This is a genomic window from Pseudoalteromonas sp. SWYJZ98, from assembly GCF_015864495.1.
Lineage (GTDB): Bacteria > Pseudomonadota > Gammaproteobacteria > Enterobacterales > Alteromonadaceae > Pseudoalteromonas > Pseudoalteromonas distincta.
Window position 1 is genome coordinate 14,056 of sequence record NZ_JADYXA010000041.1, and the last position, 16,790, is coordinate 30,845.

General features: G+C 37.2%; 17 protein-coding genes. 4 read left to right on the top strand and 13 right to left on the bottom strand.

Translation table 11 applies throughout. The annotated features are described in order from the left end of the window. Positions 1 to 35: 35 nt before the first annotated feature. The gene (locus I6F10_RS16905; protein WP_197099152.1) at positions 36 to 830 is read right to left on the bottom strand and encodes an ABC transporter substrate-binding protein; all 795 of its coding nucleotides are present in this window, start codon (positions 828 to 830) and stop codon (positions 36 to 38) included. A gap of 188 nt (positions 831 to 1,018) precedes the next feature. Further along, positions 1,019 to 1,501: a YajQ family cyclic di-GMP-binding protein gene (locus I6F10_RS16910; RefSeq protein WP_002958753.1), complete on the bottom strand. Its 483-nt coding sequence runs from the start codon at positions 1,499 to 1,501 to the stop codon at positions 1,019 to 1,021. 152 nt (positions 1,502 to 1,653) lie between these two features. Here I6F10_RS16910 and I6F10_RS16915 point away from each other — a divergent pair, with 152 nt between their 5' ends. Further along, positions 1,654 to 2,007: a VanZ family protein gene (locus I6F10_RS16915; RefSeq protein WP_197099153.1), complete on the top strand. Its 354-nt coding sequence runs from the start codon at positions 1,654 to 1,656 to the stop codon at positions 2,005 to 2,007. Further along, the gene (locus I6F10_RS16920) at positions 2,000 to 2,902 is read left to right on the top strand and encodes a ketopantoate reductase family protein (RefSeq protein ID WP_197099154.1); all 903 of its coding nucleotides are present in this window, start codon (positions 2,000 to 2,002) and stop codon (positions 2,900 to 2,902) included. The genes I6F10_RS16915 and I6F10_RS16920 overlap by 8 nt, the downstream gene beginning before the upstream one ends. Before the next feature lie 25 nt (positions 2,903 to 2,927). On the opposite strand, the gene thiI is transcribed toward I6F10_RS16920, so the two are convergent. Both thiI and I6F10_RS16930 read right to left on the bottom strand, forming a co-directional pair. Next, positions 2,928 to 4,385, bottom strand: coding sequence for a tRNA uracil 4-sulfurtransferase ThiI (gene thiI / locus I6F10_RS16925; RefSeq protein ID WP_024595947.1), 1,458 nt, complete (start codon positions 4,383 to 4,385; stop codon positions 2,928 to 2,930). A 97-nt stretch (positions 4,386 to 4,482) separates the two neighbouring features. Beyond that, positions 4,483 to 5,136 (bottom strand): TetR/AcrR family transcriptional regulator, encoded by a 654-nt coding sequence (locus tag I6F10_RS16930; RefSeq protein ID WP_002958757.1) that lies wholly within the window; start codon positions 5,134 to 5,136, stop codon positions 4,483 to 4,485. Between the two features lie 198 nt (positions 5,137 to 5,334). Between I6F10_RS16930 and coaD the strand changes: the two genes are divergently transcribed. Next, a complete protein-coding gene (gene coaD, locus I6F10_RS16935) occupies positions 5,335 to 5,826 on the top strand; it encodes a pantetheine-phosphate adenylyltransferase (RefSeq protein WP_039484868.1) in 492 nt (163 codons plus the stop codon). 32 nt (positions 5,827 to 5,858) lie between these two features. Here the strand turns inward: coaD and I6F10_RS16940 are convergent, their stop codons facing one another. From I6F10_RS16940 to argC, 9 genes are all read right to left on the bottom strand, one after another. Continuing rightward, positions 5,859 to 6,377 (bottom strand): hypothetical protein, encoded by a 519-nt coding sequence (locus I6F10_RS16940; protein WP_182196475.1) that lies wholly within the window; start codon positions 6,375 to 6,377, stop codon positions 5,859 to 5,861. A gap of 1 nt (position 6,378) precedes the next feature. After that, entirely contained in the window at positions 6,379 to 6,906 is a 528-nt protein-coding gene (locus I6F10_RS16945; protein ID WP_165744984.1) for a hypothetical protein, read from the bottom strand. Between the two features lie 503 nt (positions 6,907 to 7,409). Then, positions 7,410 to 7,853 carry a hypothetical protein gene (locus tag I6F10_RS16950; protein WP_231619994.1) on the bottom strand — a complete coding sequence of 148 codons (444 nt, stop codon included), beginning with the start codon at positions 7,851 to 7,853 and terminating at the stop codon, positions 7,410 to 7,412. Positions 7,854 to 8,974: 1,121 nt separating this feature from the next. Further along, the gene (locus tag I6F10_RS16955; RefSeq protein WP_165744982.1) at positions 8,975 to 9,175 is read right to left on the bottom strand and encodes a hypothetical protein; all 201 of its coding nucleotides are present in this window, start codon (positions 9,173 to 9,175) and stop codon (positions 8,975 to 8,977) included. A 259-nt stretch (positions 9,176 to 9,434) separates the two neighbouring features. Further along, positions 9,435 to 11,300 (bottom strand): argininosuccinate lyase, encoded by a 1,866-nt coding sequence (argH, locus tag I6F10_RS16960; protein ID WP_002958762.1) that lies wholly within the window; start codon positions 11,298 to 11,300, stop codon positions 9,435 to 9,437. Between the two features lie 52 nt (positions 11,301 to 11,352). Then, positions 11,353 to 12,555: an argininosuccinate synthase gene (locus I6F10_RS16965; RefSeq protein ID WP_007377844.1), complete on the bottom strand. Its 1,203-nt coding sequence runs from the start codon at positions 12,553 to 12,555 to the stop codon at positions 11,353 to 11,355. Then, positions 12,552 to 13,484 carry an ornithine carbamoyltransferase gene (locus I6F10_RS16970; protein WP_002958764.1) on the bottom strand — a complete coding sequence of 311 codons (933 nt, stop codon included), beginning with the start codon at positions 13,482 to 13,484 and terminating at the stop codon, positions 12,552 to 12,554. Before I6F10_RS16970 ends, I6F10_RS16965 begins: the two co-directional genes overlap by 4 nt. Positions 13,485 to 13,491: 7 nt before the next feature. Next, positions 13,492 to 14,259, bottom strand: a complete 768-nt coding sequence (argB, locus tag I6F10_RS16975; RefSeq protein WP_197099155.1) for an acetylglutamate kinase — start codon at positions 14,257 to 14,259, stop codon at positions 13,492 to 13,494. Next, complete coding sequence (gene argC / locus I6F10_RS16980) at positions 14,260 to 15,270, bottom strand: N-acetyl-gamma-glutamyl-phosphate reductase (RefSeq protein ID WP_024596072.1); 1,011 nt, start codon at positions 15,268 to 15,270, stop codon at positions 14,260 to 14,262. Between the two features lie 224 nt (positions 15,271 to 15,494). On the opposite strand from argC, the gene argE reads away from it, so the two are divergent. Next, positions 15,495 to 16,643 carry an acetylornithine deacetylase gene (argE, locus tag I6F10_RS16985; RefSeq protein ID WP_165744979.1) on the top strand — a complete coding sequence of 383 codons (1,149 nt, stop codon included), beginning with the start codon at positions 15,495 to 15,497 and terminating at the stop codon, positions 16,641 to 16,643. The last annotated feature ends 147 nt before the right edge of the window (positions 16,644 to 16,790 follow it).

The window sequence follows — 16,790 nt, forward strand, 5'->3', positions numbered from 1 at the left end:
AATGTCAATGGACGTCTATATAGCTAAAAGCTATTTCAGTTCAGTGCTGTATTATTATAGTTTGACGGAATACCGTACTTATCAAGTAGCTTCTGAAGTTGCATTTGTGTAGTAGGTAAATTTAATATTTCATCCATTTTGCGACTAGATATTTTATTTGATTGTGAGTTAATCAAAAAATGTGTTTCATACACTGCATCTGGTACGTCACTCTTAAATAGTAAATCCATATTTAAGATATTCTGCTTTTTAAAATACTGATAAGCAATGCTGTTTAAAACCCCGACTTCAGCGCGCCTTAATAGCAGCATTTTAACTACATTGAATTCATCAATTGTTAAGCTTACCTGGTGCTCTTCTCTCAAGTACTCGGCATTTGTATCAAATCCTGCAAATTGATACGAGTACCCTAAAACCCCAACTTTGGTTAATTTGTCCAGACTGTCAAAATAAGTTTGCTCTGATGCATTCTCTTTGAGTGTATAAAGCTCGTTTTTGGTGACGGTGTAAAATTCAGTTTTTTCAATATTCCCCTGCGCTGCTTGTTGCACCCATTGCATTGCCATTAAAAATAAAACGTCGAAGTTATTTTTTTTAACAGACAAAGTAAGCCTTTTTACAGGTAAAGAAATAAGTATAAAGTTAAATTCCTGCTGTGCGTCGTTTAAAATATTAATAAACTCAGGAGCAAAGCCCTGCTTTTTTTGCGCGTTTATAATAATTGGAAAGTAACCATCTTCGACCAATACATCAATATCAACTGGTTTTGATAAGCTTGGCTTAGTAAATATAAGCAAAACAAATAACAGAAATAATTGATGGGGTCTCATTTTAATGCCTTCTACAGTGAAGTTTTTATTATATTCAATTAAATATAATAGCTTAAATATCAAAAAGTGGATTAATACATGCAGAACTACGAGAGGATAAGGTGGGAAAGTTGTAAAAAATTAAGTAGCTTTAATCTGTCTGCAAATATAGACAAATTAAAGCACTTTTATTAAAAACAGTTTATAAATTAGTCGCGAAAGTTTTTAAACTGAAAAGGCTGACCTAAATCGGCACTGCGCACTACCTGCATAGCCTCTTGAAGATCGTCACGCTTTTTACCTGTTACACGTACTTCTTCGCCTTGAATAGCGGCTTGTACTTTAACTTTTGAATCTTTAATGGCCTTAACTACTTTTTTGGCCATGTCTTTTTCGATACCTTGCTTTAACCCAACGTTACGAAATACATTTTTTCCTGCACGGCTAATATCTTGAAGTTCTAAACTAGCTACATCCATACCGCGCTTTGAAATTTTTCCCGCTAAAATATCAAACAACTGCATAACTTGAGAGTCAGCTTCTGCTTTAAGCTTAATTGTTTTATCGTTCAGCTCAATAGATGCATCAACGCCTCTAAAATCAAAGCGAGTCTCTAGTTCACGGTTTGCGTTATCAACCGCATTTTTAGCTTCGTTCATTTCTACTTCAGATACAATATCAAATGAAGGCATTAGTATACTCCTAACTATTTAATCTTAATTTTATATGGCAATTATAACGCTAAAATTATAAATCTTTACATTTTTCTGCATCTTGTTCAGGTGCGATACTAAATTAGTTTGATATACTTGCGCCTCTTTTTTAAGCGATTTTAGGATTTGTCGTGACAAGGCGCGTTTATCAAGCAGTTTTTTTAATCAGCATAGTGGCTTTCACCTTTTTATTTGCCAAAGAAATAAAAGGTGGCGTTGTAAATTTATTTCCTCATGTTGATAAAGTTGCCCATTTTGGGATTTTTTTTATATTAGCCATAATAATGGACAAGGCTTTTAAGCTTCCTTTATATGCTCAAATACTCTTATTAGCAGGCTATGGCGCCTCTATAGAAATAATGCAAGACGCACTCCCGTATAGGCAAGCATCACTTGGTGATTTTTTTGCTGACTTTACAGGTGCTGCAAGCTACTTTTTACTTAGAGTAATTTTTACACCTCGAAAAAAGAACTCACATGGCTAATATTTTAATCGTTGGCGATGGCGCTATTGGCTTATTGCTGAGCCACTTTTTGAGCGCATCGCATAATGTCAGTGTTTTAACTCGTAAAAACCCAACAAACACCCGCTTTTACAGTAGAGGTAAGGGTGCATCAAAAAAAATTGACGCAAAATTCATTTCATTAAATCAGTTAGATAAAGCAACTGAATTTGATATAATTTTATTTACCGTTAAAGCTTTTCAAGTGCTTGATGCGTTTTCTCAAATAAAGCCATTTTTACCAACACATTGCTCTGTTGTACTTTCGCATAATGGAATGGGCAACGTTGATGAGATAAATAACCAGCTAAACACCCATCAAGCACTCTACTTTTTAACGACAAGCATAGCGGGCTTTAAATCAAACCAATATATTGTGCAACACACAGGTGAAGGACAAAGCGTTATTGGTGGCTGTAATGAGCTTGCACTTCAAAACAGTGCGCCAATAGCTGATATTTTTAAAGTAATACCCAATCTAAAGTTTACTAATAACATTCAGCAGCTTCGTTTTGAAAAGCTACTCGTCAATATTGCCATTAACCCATTAAGCGCTTTAAGTAATGTAAAAAATGGTGAATTACGTGCACCTAAGTACAATACAATAATTTTTAATGCACTCACTGAAGCATGTAATATTGCAAAGGCTCAAGGGCTTAATATTCCATTAATTAAAGCTCTCAATACCGCTTATAAAATAATGGAGTTAACCGCAAATAATTACTCATCAATGCAGCAAGATATAGCTCACAATAGAGAAACTGAAATATCAGCTATATGTGGCTATATTAGCCAACAAGGTAAACTTCACAGTATTCCAACGCCTTACAACGATGAGTTGTTAGTCAAAATTCAGGCAAAAAAAAGCGTGGTATAAACCACGCTTATATAAGCTTTTAACTTTACGGGCGATAAACTTTTACCGTTTCGAAACCCTGTTCGTGCAGCATAAGTGCCTGTAGTTGGCTCATTACACCTCTGTCACAATATAAATAGTAGTCGGTGTCTTTTGGTAAATCACCAAACTTAGTAGCCAAACGGAAGAACGGCAAATGCACCACTTCAACACCATCGATTACAAGCGGTGCAGCTTCTTCTTCTTCTGGTGAGCGAATATCAATTACTACAGAGCCTGCAGGTAAATCAGCAACCGACTCAGCCTCTTTTAGCTCTTGCTTTGCTTCTACGTCAATATCGCGTACATCCATTATGCGCGCGTTATTTACTACGGTATCTAGCACATCAAAATCGAACTTTTCTTCTTCGGCTTCTATTACTTCAATTTTGGCTTTAACTGTCGGTTTTTTAGAAATAACACCACAATATTCAGGCATCGTTTCAGCCATTTCAGCTGTACCAATTTGGCGAGCAAGATTAATAATTTCTTGTTTATCATTTTGAATTAGCGGGCGTAAAATAAGCGTTTCAGTAACGCGGTCAATCACGCTTAAGTTTGCTAATGTTTGACTAGATACTTGGCCAATACTTTCACCTGTGACAAGCGCCTGAATGTTTAACTTTTCAGCCACTACACTTCCTGCTCGCATCATCATACGTTTAAGTACAACACCCATTTGGCTGTTTTCAACGTTTTCTAGAATTTCAGCAACAACAGGTTCAAAATCAACTGTTATAAATTTAACTTTATGTGTTGAGCTGTATTTTTTCCATAAAAAATAGCTCGCTTGCTTAACACCAATCTCGTGCGCTGCGCCACCTAGATTAAAGAATAAAAAGTGCGTACGTGCGCCTTTACGAATCATTTGGTAACTTGCTACGCCAGAGTCAAAACCACCCGACATAAGCGAAAGCACGTCTTCTTGCGTTGGTAGTGGAAAGCCCGCCATACCAAAATGCGTTTGCGAAACAATGTAAGCTTTATCGTCTTTTACTTCTAAGCGTATTGTTACTTCTGGACGGCTAAGCTTAACGCTTGCGCCTTCAATATGTTGATTTAGCCCACCACCAACATAACGCTCTAAATCAGTCGAGGTAAAGTCGTGTTGGCCTATACGCTTAGCACGCACACAAAAAGTTTTTCCCACAATTGTGTGACCCACTAACGCTATTGTTTTTTGATAGATATCATCGAGAGTTTCAAATTGCGTCTCAGTTACTTCAATAAACTGAACGATACCAGGTATGCGTTTAAGGCTGTCGATAAAATCAAGGCGAACTTGTGCATCTTCAAGCTTTGTAACAACTGAAATATTATCCCAGTTATTTCTTACTTGTACTTTTTCGTCAAGACGTCGCAATACAATTTTAATGTTATTTTCTAACACTTTAGTAAAGCGTTTACGGACCGAACGGCTTTTGATGGCTATTTCAGGATGTAGTTTGACGATAAATTTAAGCATAGTTCACTCTTAGACTGCGGGAATTCGCGCTCCCAGGCATTTGGCGCGCGATTATAGCAAAAAATTCAGCGTCTAGGAAACAACCAAAGGGCAACGGCTAAACAACAGTTGGGGCTTGTTGCGCTAACTCAGTGTATTTTTCGCGTAATAGGTTCATTTTATCAATACTTTTATCGGTACTGTACGCTCTAAATAATGTAAGTACTTTTAAAATACCGTGATATATATCTTGCTCAGCAAGGGTACCGCTTGGCCTACGAGCCTTAATATAAGGCGTCCAAAAGCTAACAGTTAACTTTAGTGTATGGGCTAAATCAATGACATCTTGCTCATCAATAGCAATCATTTCACTATCGCGAAGACCTAGAATAATTTTACGAACTTGCTCTAATAACTCTAACTGAAAATCAATGTAAGCTTGTTTTAGCTCAGTGTCTCTGGCGAGTATATCGCCAAGATTGTCGTAAAAAAAATGGTAACGCCACATCAATTCAAATAACGAATCTAAATAAGCCGTTAAATGATTAAATGCATCATCATCTTTATTAATAGGTTTAAAGTGAGTATTTAAATGATCACGATACAGCGCAAAAATATGACGGATAATGTCTTCTTTATTTTTAAAATGATAATAAAGATTACCCGGGCTCATCCCTAAGTTTGATGCAATATGATTTGTCGTTATTGCACGCTCACCATTTTCGTTAAACAACAAAATACTGGTGTGTATTATTTTATCCTTGGTATTCATATGCTAATACTCAAATTATCTATAGGCTACATTACACTCAAAAGAGGTAAACAGTATAAACAAATATGAATCATTAAAACACTCAAACCTTGGACTGATCTGTTCAAAGAAAGTAAGTGTTTATATGCTTTATTAGCTAGGCTGCTTTGTGGCATAAACACTGTTAAACTAGCGCTAAAATCATAAATAGTGAACATTATGAAAGTTATTGCAATTTACCCGGGCACCTTTGATCCACTAACTAATGGTCATACAGATCTTATTCAACGTGCAGCTAAAATGTTTGATACCGTATTAGTTGCGGTTGCGAACAACCCAAGTAAAAAACCCTGTTTTAACCTTGAAGAACGTGTTGAACTTGCAAACTCTATTTTAAGTCACTTAGATAATGTTAAGGTCATTGGTTTTTCTGGCTTATTGGCTGACCTTGCGCGCGATCACAATGCTAATGTGCTTATTCGTGGTATTAGAGCGGTATCTGATTTTGACTATGAATTTCAATTAGCTAACATGAACCGCCGCCTGAATCCTGATTTAGAAAGTGTATTTTTAACACCCGCAGAGCGAAATTCATTTATTTCATCAACGCTCGTTAAAGAAGTAGCACGTCACAATGGTGATGTAAGCGAGTTTGTAGATCCTGTAATTGTCAAAGCTCTAAAAACTAAACTGGGCTGTGGTGCCCAATAACACTTCCCGAATTAGCGCATAACTTGTATGCGCTAATTTGGCTTTTGTATAGATGATGATTTTAATTTTTTAATTAACCAAACAAGTTTTAGCAAATCTTTATTGATAATTAGTATTAGCGCCATAGTGATATCAATAATAGGCATAAGAAAACCATACAGCATCCACAGCCACCAAAAGTCCCAATTGCCATAAAGAGTATTATCAATATACATGCTCATAAACAGTGAGGCATTGATACCAAGCCCTACAATAAGATAATAAAATCCGTACGGTATTTTGCGTCCTAAAAAAATACGCCACATAAAAATAACGGCAATTGTTAGTACATCAAATATAAACATCTTTAAATGCGGAGCTGCAGTAGTTATGTCCATAAATAAACTAAGTGTGTACGAAGCCATCATAATAAAGCTAAGGTGAACTCGGCTTTTATCTTGCTTATTAATGGCAATTGATAGAGTGAACAAAAAAGAAAAAACAAACAGCCATGTAATAAGTATTCCAAAATATTCATTAACTGAATTTAATTGCCAAAATAGATCCTCCATTCTATTCAACCTTTTGATGAGTGCTTTTTCTACGATTAAGTAAATACCGTTTTAATGCAACCAAACCTAAAAAATCTTTATTAATTAGGAGAACTAAAAGCATCGTTAAATCAGAAATTATTTGTCCTATTGCATATAAGGCCCAAAACCACCAGTAGTCTAAATTTCCTAAAACAATACTGTCGTAGTGCATTCCAAGAAAAACAAATGCGTTAAAGCTAAGTCCGACTAAAAGATAATAAAAGGCTACGGGGAGATTTTTACTAAAGTATATCCGCCATATAATCAGAAAAAATATAGTTAAGATATCAAATATAAAAAGGGTCAAATGGGGTGTGTTGCTCAAGGGATCCATAAAAATACTTGAGGTGTAAGATACCATCATAATGAATGCAAGCTGTGTGCAGCTTTTGTCAGACTTGTTAATGCTTGCAGACAAATTATATAAAAAAGCGAGTACAAAAGACCATGTAGTAAAAATGGTTATATAGTCGTATAAACCAGCCAGCTGCCATAAAAAATCAAGCATTGCGTGACCTTTTAAATTTTTCAGTTAAAAATTTAGTAAGCTTAACTAGACCTAAAAAATCTTTGTTAAAGATAAGCGCTAATGGCATTATCAAATCTGTAAAGTACATACCAAATACATAAACGTTCCAAAACCACCAATAATATAGAGTACCTAAAATCTCTATATCGTAATGCATAGCTAAAAATAAAGATGCGTTAATACTCAGACCAAAAACAAGATAATAAAATGCGTTAGGAATTGGGCCTCGACTGCAGTACCGAAACGCAGAAATAATAATTAGAGTTACAATATCGAAGTAAAAATAGTTTAAGTGAGACACTATAACCATATCGAACAGTGTACTTAAGGTATACGAAATCATCATAATACCAGAAAGGTACATTGTATTTTTATAGGGACTGTTTATGCTTGCTGACAAATTATAAAGAAATGCAATTACAAAGAACCATGTAATAAAAATACCTACATAATCTCTAATCGCTACCAGATCCCACAGTATGTCAGCCATCATGCCCCTTTATAAATTTATTATTTCGCAACCACCCTTTTAGTTTATACAAACCTAAAAAATCTTTGTTTATAAAAAATATAGCTACCATTATGAAATCAGCAGCGTTAACCCCTATTGCGTAAGCATTCCAAAGCCACCAGTAGCTTGTATTATTTGATATATAGATGTCGTAATGCATGAGAAAATGCAGAGTTGAGTTTATAGCTAAACCAGTAATAATATATAGATAGGTAATACCACCATGCCATAGCCACCTAAGGAAAATAATAACTAGGAGAGTTAAAGTATCGGAAAACAAAAAATCGAGATAAGTTACCGTATCAAGATTTGTAAATATACTAAATGAATATGAAATACTCATAACTAAAGACAAATACACTCTTTCTTTATTAGGCTTATTAATCGAATGAGCAAGGGAGTATAAAAATGCCATAAGGAATCCCCATTGTACAAATGCACCTATGTACAATGACACTGTTGGACTTACCAAAAGTTCACCCATTATTTTACGACTTTTTCAAGTTTAATTTGAAGGCTTTTAAATGTAGCATCTGTATAATGTTCCTATTGAGTACTAATGAAAGCATCATTAGAGTATCTATAGAGTTAACACCTATCGAATAAAAACTCCAATACCACCAAGGCTCAATATTATATAAGACATATAGATCATAGTGCAGTATTAAGGTAAGTACTGCATTTATCGTTAACGAAATTATTATGAAGTGAAAAGCTGCAGAACGTTGGAGCACTTTGAAGTACTGTAAAGTTAACAAAGCTAAAATAGTAACAAAATCGTAGAGCATCGAGTTTAAATATAAACCTTCTAATAAGTCTATATAACCACTAAAAACATATGAGCAGAGAATAAGCGCAGATAAATAAACAGGAGACTTATTTTCTTTATTTATCGTAGAGGTCAAACAATACAGAAAGGCCATTAAAAAGCCCCACTGAGTGAAGGCTTTTACATAAACCATGAAGGGTTCAGTAACGTACATTTGAGCTAGGTTACTTTGTTGGTATCGTTAGACTTGAAGTAGCTGAGGGTTTTGTTCTTTAACTTATGAAGCCCTAAAAAGTCTCTATCTACTATTAATGATACAACCATTAATATATCGATAATATTTATAGTGAACTGATAGAGGCTCCAAAACCACCAAGGTTCGAGGTTCTCATAAAAATAAACATCTAAGTACATCAAAATAAAAAAGGTAGTGTTAATAAAAAGGCCGATTAATAAGTACAAAAAAGAGGGAGTCGTTTTCTTTATCACAAAAAATAGAGTTGTAAGAAAAGAGATTGTGACTATGTCGTGTAAAGCCCAGTCAAGATAGGTTGTTTGATAATAGGAAAGCCAAGTATAAAAATAATCTGTCGCAGTATACGATACCATCATAACGAATGAACTGAGTAATAAAGTCGTCTTTCTTTTAACGCCTAGGCTATATACAAAAATATTGAAAAAGAAGGCCATTAAAAAAGCCCACATAACAAAAGCTGATAATGAAAAAAGACCAAAGAACTCAGTTAAAAACATTCAATACCTTACATTTATTTAGGTTTCTGGCCTGAAAGAATAGAACCACCACCACGCTGCAATTCATTACTCGCAGCAGTCATCGCTTCTTGTGAGAAGCTTACTGTATCAGATTGCAGGGTTTTAGGGCTAGCAGTTTGTTCCATTGCAGGCTTTAATTGTTGTGTTTTGTTGTATGCTTGCATTTGTAATTGGCTATTAGCTGAAACTTGCATGTGATTGATCCTTGTAAAAGTTTTATTTATATTTGGTGCAACTTTTAACCACATTATTATGTAGATAAATGCATTACCTGTTTTAAGCAGTGATAGCTATTTTGCTATCTACCTTATAGTTAGCAATACATGCGCCAACTTTTTTTGACGCATTAAAATTCACTCAAAAAATATAATCAAACTAAACAGCTCCGACCAGTTTACTGCAAATATAAAAAAACGCACAGGGATAACCGTACGTTTTTTGTATCCAGGGAGTTTAAGCTACGTATTTACACGGGATCTCCGCACGTGTACTTAGCTTCAAAATATATTCCATTGCTACTTCGTCACAATTTTCTTTACGAAGGCAAAGTTCACAATCTTTCATTACTTTTTCAGGCAAAGAGTCTTTGCTACAAAAAGTAAAACGTTGTTGTTCAAAAAAATCGGGGACACGGGTCAATACAATAACTCGGTTAAGTGCCAATTTTTTGGCTTTAGTAAGTAGGTGCTCTACAAGCTGTCGACCCTGCCCCGTCACTTTACTTTTTGGGTCTATACCCAATGAGCGTATTTCAGCAAGGCCGGTATCGTAAATGTATAACGATGCACAACCTGACACTTTTCCATTTATTTCAGTAACTGCAAACTCGTTAATAGAGTGCACCATATCGCTTTTTGCACGCGGTAGGTTTTCGCCTACCGTTGCCCAATGCTGTATAAGTGTTGCAATTGCCTCTACATCATCTAAATTTGCATCACGTACCGTTATTTGCTGTTTTTTTTTGGCTTCTTTAACAGCATTAGTTACTTGCTCAATAGACGTCCCACCAAGCGCTTGACGCGCTTTTATACACGCATCAATTTCAAGTACTGGGTAAACATCATCTTCAAATACAGTGTTTACTGATTTGTACTGCTCAAGTGATAGCTCCTCAAGCGTTTTACCTTCGCTAATCGCAAGCTGTACAAGTACACCCACAATGTGATGCCCTTCTCTAAATGGCACACCTTTAGCAACTAAGTAATCAGCAAGCTCGGTGGCATTAGCGTGGCCGCCTTTTGCCGCTGCTAACGTTTTATCACCATTTACTTTTACGCCTTTAATACATGCTTGCGCCATATGAATACATGCAAGCCATGTTGGCATAGCGTCAAACAGGCCTTCTTTGTCTTCTTGCATATCTTTATTGTATGCAAGTGGCAGCGCCTTTAGTGTCATCATCATAGCGCTAAATGCACCAAATACACGTCCAGTTTTACCGCGAATAAGCTCAAGTGCATCAGGATTTTTTTTCTGAGGCATGAGCGATGAGCCTGACGTGACGTTATCAGCAAGCTCTATAAATCCGGCTTCACCTGAATTATAAAAAATCAAATCTTCAGACATACGAGATAAGTGAATCATCGAAATAGACGCACAACTTAAAAGATCTAACACGAAGTCACGATCAGATACGCCATCAAGGCTATTTTTTGTAGCCGCTGTAAAACCTAATCCGTGGGCTAATGCTTGGCGATCAATCGGATAAGCTGTACCTGCTAATGCACCACTGCCTAATGGGCAAAAATTCATGCGCGCTTTAGCATCTTGCAGGCGGCTTTCATCGCGCTCTAGCATTTCTACATACGCCATACACCAGTGGCTAAACAATACTGGTTGTGCGCGCTGTAAATGCGTGTAACCTGGCAATATTGTGCCAAGCTCTCGTTCTGCAAGCGCTACAAATTCGCCTTTTAGCTGTGCAATGGCATCTAATAAATGATCGGCTGTATCACGGCACCATAGTCTAAAATCGGTGGCAACTTGGTCATTACGGCTTCGGCCTGTATGTAATTTTTTAGCTAAATCACCTACTTTTTCAATTAGAGCAGCTTCAACGTGTGAATGAATATCTTCTGCACCTGAAGTAGCAACTGATTGTGGATCAGCTTTAACTTCTTCAAGTAGCTCATTTAATGCAGCAACTAATTTTGTATGCTCATCACTTGAAAGTACATTTACCTGTTCAAGTGCACCTGCCCATGCCACAGAGCCAATAATATCTTGCTCTGCTAACTGGTAGTCAAAGGGAAGAGAGTCGTTAAATTGCTTAAACGCCTCATCTGGACCCGTAGAAAAACGTCCGCCCCATAATGCCATGAAATCTCTCCAAACCCTGTAATGCCCCTTTTATAAGGGGCTATTAAATAATTTACTTTTTAGCCAATGCTGAAATTCTGCTTGAAAGCGAGAATAAACGAATAAAGCCTTCAGCGTGTGACTGGTCATACACATCATCTTCACCAAATGTAGCAAATGCTTCGCTGTATAAGCTATTTGGTGATTGCTTTTGAACCGCAGTTACTTGGCCTTTATAAAGCTTAAGTACCACTTCACCTGTTGCCACTTTAGAAAGTGCTTCTGCACCGGCTAAAATAGAATCTTTAAGTGGTGTAAACCAACGTCCGTCGTATACTAAATGTGAAAATTCACCGCCTAGTACTTCTTTCCATTTACGGCTTGCTTTATCAAGCACTAGCTCGTCAATGGCTTGAAGCGCAGCCATAATTACTGTGCCACCTGGTGTTTCATAACAACCGCGTGACTTCATACCTACTAAACGGTTTTCTACAATATCAACACGTCCAACGCCATGAGGTGATGCAATATCGTTTAATTTAACTAAACAGTCATATGGTTTAAGTTCTTCGCCATTTACAGCAACCACTTCGCCTTCAACAACTTTTAAAGTTACTAGTTCTGATTTATCTGGTGCTTGCTCTGGAGAGTTAGTCCAAGTCCATACTTGCTCAGTTGGTTGACACCATGGATCTTCAAGCTCACCACCTTCGTGCGAAATATGCCAAGCGTTAGCATCACGGCTATAAATTTTTGTAGCAGATGCTGAACACGGAATGTCACGCTCTGCTAAGTAATCAAGTAATGATTCTCGACTCGATAAGTCCCACTCACGCCATGGCGCAATTACTTTTAAATCTGGAGCAAGGGCTGCAAAACATGATTCAAAACGAACTTGGTCATTACCTTTACCAGTACAACCATGAGAAAGTGCATCAGCACCTACTTTACGTGCAATTTCAACTTGTGCTTTAGCAATAATAGGACGCGCCATAGACGTACCTAGTAAATAAGTACCTTCGTAAATCGAGCCCGTTTTAAGTGTTGGATAAATGTAATCACTTACCATTTCATCTTTTAAATCAACTACGTAACATTCTGAAGCACCTGAAGCGATTGCTTTAGCTTCTACGCCTTCAAGTTCTTCTGCGCCTTGACCTACATCCGCTACAAACGCAACAACTTCACAACCGTAGTTTTCTTTTAACCATGGCACGATAGCCGATGTATCAAGACCACCTGAATAGGCTAAAACGACTTTTTTAATTGAACTCATAGGTGTTCCTTAACAAAATTTGGATTTAGTAATGTAACTAGCAAAGCATTTTGCGCGTGCATGCGATTCTCTGCTTGTTGAATAATTTTCGATGCTGGACCATCCATTACCTCAGAGGTAATTTCAAATTCACGGTGTGCCGGTTGGCAATGTAATACCGTAGTTGCACCTGTTTGATCTAGCAATGCCTGATTTAATTGATAAGGCATATATTTTTCTTTAACTTGCTCAAGTGGTGTTGTATCACCCATTGATACCCATGTATCTGCATATACAACGTTTGCACCCACAGCCGCTTCAACACGGTCACTTACCATCACTGATGCGCCATTCATTGCCGCTATTTGCTCTGCCTTTTTAAGAATTTGCGAATCAGGCGAGCTGCCTTTTGGCGTTACAGCAACAAAATCAGTGCCAAGCGTTGCCGCTAAAAGCATTAATGAATGAGTTACATTGTTGCCCTCACCTAAGTAAGCCACTTTAAGCTCGCTCACATCGCCGTGAACTTCTTGAAGCGTTAAAAAATCAGCAAGAGCTTGGCATGGGTGGTATAAGTCACACAAACTATTTACTACCGGTACTGATGCGTATTCACCTAATGTAGTTAATGTGCTGTGCTGATTTACGCGTGCAACAATACCATCAGCCCAAGTAGAAATATTAAGTGCGAAATCTTTAATTGATTCACGTGCACCCATAGCGCCATTTTGCTGATCTAAATAAACTGCATGGCCACCAAGACGGTTAATACCTATATCAAACGATAAGCGAGTACGTAAACTTTGTTTTTCAAACAATGTTACGATTGATTTTCCCGCTAATACATTGCTGTATTTTTCTGGTTTTGCTTTTATATCTTGCGCTAACTTTAATAAATTAAGTGCGCCTTCTTGGTCTAACTCTAAACCCGTTAAAAAATTCTCAAACATAATAAACCTATGGTGTAATCTTAGTTCCGACATGCTCGCCTTGTAGCAGAGCAGTTAAATTTTCTGGCTTTTGCCAGCTGGAAATATACACACCGCGTCGTAAATGTTGGGCAGCGTGAAGGCTGGTCTTAACTTTGACCTCCATCCCGCCCACAATTACTCCATTTGTAATTAAAGTATCAATGTGTTTTGTGTCAAGTTGATGTAACGGCTGTTTATTTTCGTCAAGCACTGCTTCAACATCCGTCATAAAAATAAGCTCAGCATTTAAGTTACTAGCAATAGCCCCTGCTGCTTCATCTGCATTTACGTTGTACCAAAGCCCTTGCTCATCAAAGCCTATAGAGCTAACAATGGGTAGGCGACCGATTTTAAGTAAATCATTAACAATAGAATCGTCGTTGCTTTTACATTTACCCACTAAGCAAAGCGCTTTTAGCTTTTGAGTGGCAGTAACACCTGCCTCAAAAAGACTTAAGCCGACAGGCTTGTGCCCAGCACTAATAGCTTGAGTCATTAATTGTTTATTAGCGCAACCTGCGAGTGCTCCGACTATATAAGGCATTTGCTCTGCTGGGCTAATACGTAATCCTTGGTGTTTAGCACTGGCAAAACCCGCTTGTTTTAACCATGTATCAACTAAAGCGCCACCGCCATGTACAATCACAAACTCATCATTTTTTTGCTCATTTAATACATCAAACAACGCTTTTGCTGCATTTTCTGTATTAAGTACTGCACCACCTAGTTTAATTACCCACGTTTTTTTACTCATTTAAAACGCTCCTTTTAAACCAGTGGTATGATCTAAATTCATAGAAATATTAATACACTGCAAAGCTTGTCCAGCAGCGCCTTTTAATAAGTTATCAATAGCAGACATCACAATTAACTGCGTTCCTTGTTGCTGCCAGCCAATATCAACAAATGGCTGCTTAGCTACACCTTTAATTGAAGGTACTTTATCGCCTAATAAGCGAATTAATGGCTCGCTCGAAAGTACTTGATAAGCCGATGCAACGTTTTCCTTGGTAACGCCTGGCTTAAGCTGTACATAAATAGTTTCTAAAATACCGCGCGGAAAATTACCTAGATGCGGTGTAAACAACACTTTGTGGCCAAGGTGTTGTTCAATTTCAGGGCCGTGGCGATGGTTAAACAAACCATAAGGTGCAAGCGACACTTCACAAAAATGTGTTCCTACACTGGCTTTACGCCCTGCGCCTGTAACGCCCGAAACCGCATTAATAATAATACTTTCGCTGCTCAATAAGCCTGCTTGCTTAAGCGGTTTTAGCGCATTAAGCGCTGCTGTTGGGTAACAGCCTGCAACAGCAATTAGCTTTGCATTAGCGATAGCATCATGGTTCCACTCAGCTAGACCGTAAGCCGCTTCATTTAAAAGCTCTGGATGTTGATGTTCAAAACCATAGTAAGTAACGTAGTCGTCATTGCTTGCTAAACGATAGCCACCAGATAAATCAAATACCTTTTTACCCATAGCTAAAAATTGCGGCGCTAGATCAACACTTACTTTGTGATCGGTACATAAGCATACGTAATCAGCATCACTTTGAATGTCATCAAAAGCTGATACGCTAAGAGGAAGTAAAGGGCAGTCTAGTAAGCCAAGGTGCTCCGGGTATAAATCACTTAGCAATTTATTTTTATCTAAGCTACCCTCTGATACATAACAGCCTGTTAAAGTTAAGTTTGGATGCTTAGCAACTAAACTTGCTAACTCTGCGCCGCTGTATCCGCTTGCGCCAATAATCACTACATTCATTTGTTACTCGTTATCTTAAAATTAATTACTACTTATCTATAATGTTCGCTTAAACTAGCTTAGACGCTAATTAAGTCTTTTTTATTAATGAATTTTGATTATCGTCGCATTATTTTCATGGTGTTACTTTTAATATATTTATGCTTAAAAAGTGAATTGATATTCATCATAAATACTTTTATATTGTTATGCAATTAAATTGAATAATAATTTTGGATTTTTTTATGCCTTTGCCTTCGTTTATTTCCATGTACCAACAATTGATTGCAGCCCCTTCTATTAGTGCTATTGAAGACAACCTGTGTATGAGCAATAAAAACGTAATCGAACTCCTAGCCAGTTGGTGCGAAACAATCGGTTTTACGTGTGAAATTATAGAATTAGAAGGAGGTAAAGGGCGCTATAATTTATTAGCAAAACGCGGAGAAGGTGATGGCGGATTAATGCTAGCTGGTCATACCGACACAGTGCCTTTTGATGACAGTCGTTGGAATCATAATCCATTTAAACTTACCGAACTCGATAACAAATTGTATGGGCTAGGAAGTATTGATATGAAAGGCTTTTTTGCTTTTGTATTACAAGCGATTAGTGAACTTGATGAAAAGCAGCAAACTCAGCCTATTTTAATCCTTGCCACCGCTGACGAAGAAACAACGATGGCTGGTGCACAACAAATATGTAAGCACCCGAATTTAAAACCTGCGCGTTGTATAATAGGCGAACCTACTGATATGACGCCAGTATTTATGCACAAAGGCCATATGAGTACAGCAATAAGAGTAGTTGGTCGCTCTGGGCATAGCTCCGATCCCGAACGTGGTCTTAACGCCATTGAAGTAATGCATAAAGTGATTACAAAATTGATGATCTTAAAAGAACATTTAAAGCATAAGTATTCAATAAACCACTTCGAAATCCCTTATCCAACATTAAACTTAGGTAATATTCATGGCGGCGATAACGCGAATAGAATTTGTGGTTGCTGTGAAATGCATATAGATATGCGCCCATTACCAGGTTTAAGTGTACAAGAACTACAAGCATTAGTATTCGATGCAACGAAAGAGATAAATCAGCAATACCCAAATGCGGTGAGCGTTATTGATTTACATGAACCAATACCGGCATTTAGTGGTAGCACCGACAGTGCTTTAGTAAAAATGGCTGAAAAAATAGCGGGGCAAAAAGCGGTCGCAGTAAATTACTGCACTGAAGCGCCGTTTATCCAGCAACTCGGTTGTGAAACGATTGTAATGGGCCCAGGCTCAATTAACCAAGCACACCAGCCTGATGAATTTTTAGCGATGGAAAAAATAAAACCATCACAACAAATAATCACTGATCTTATAAAAGCAAATTGCTTTAGCTAATAAGATTACAATAAAGGCGCCAATTGGCTGTCTCTTATACACAAATCCCTGCTAAGAAATTAGCGGGGATTTTTTTGAACTAAATCTCAATGTCATGATCAGATCTTCAAATCTTGTTTGAGGGCACATTATGATTAACGAACATAC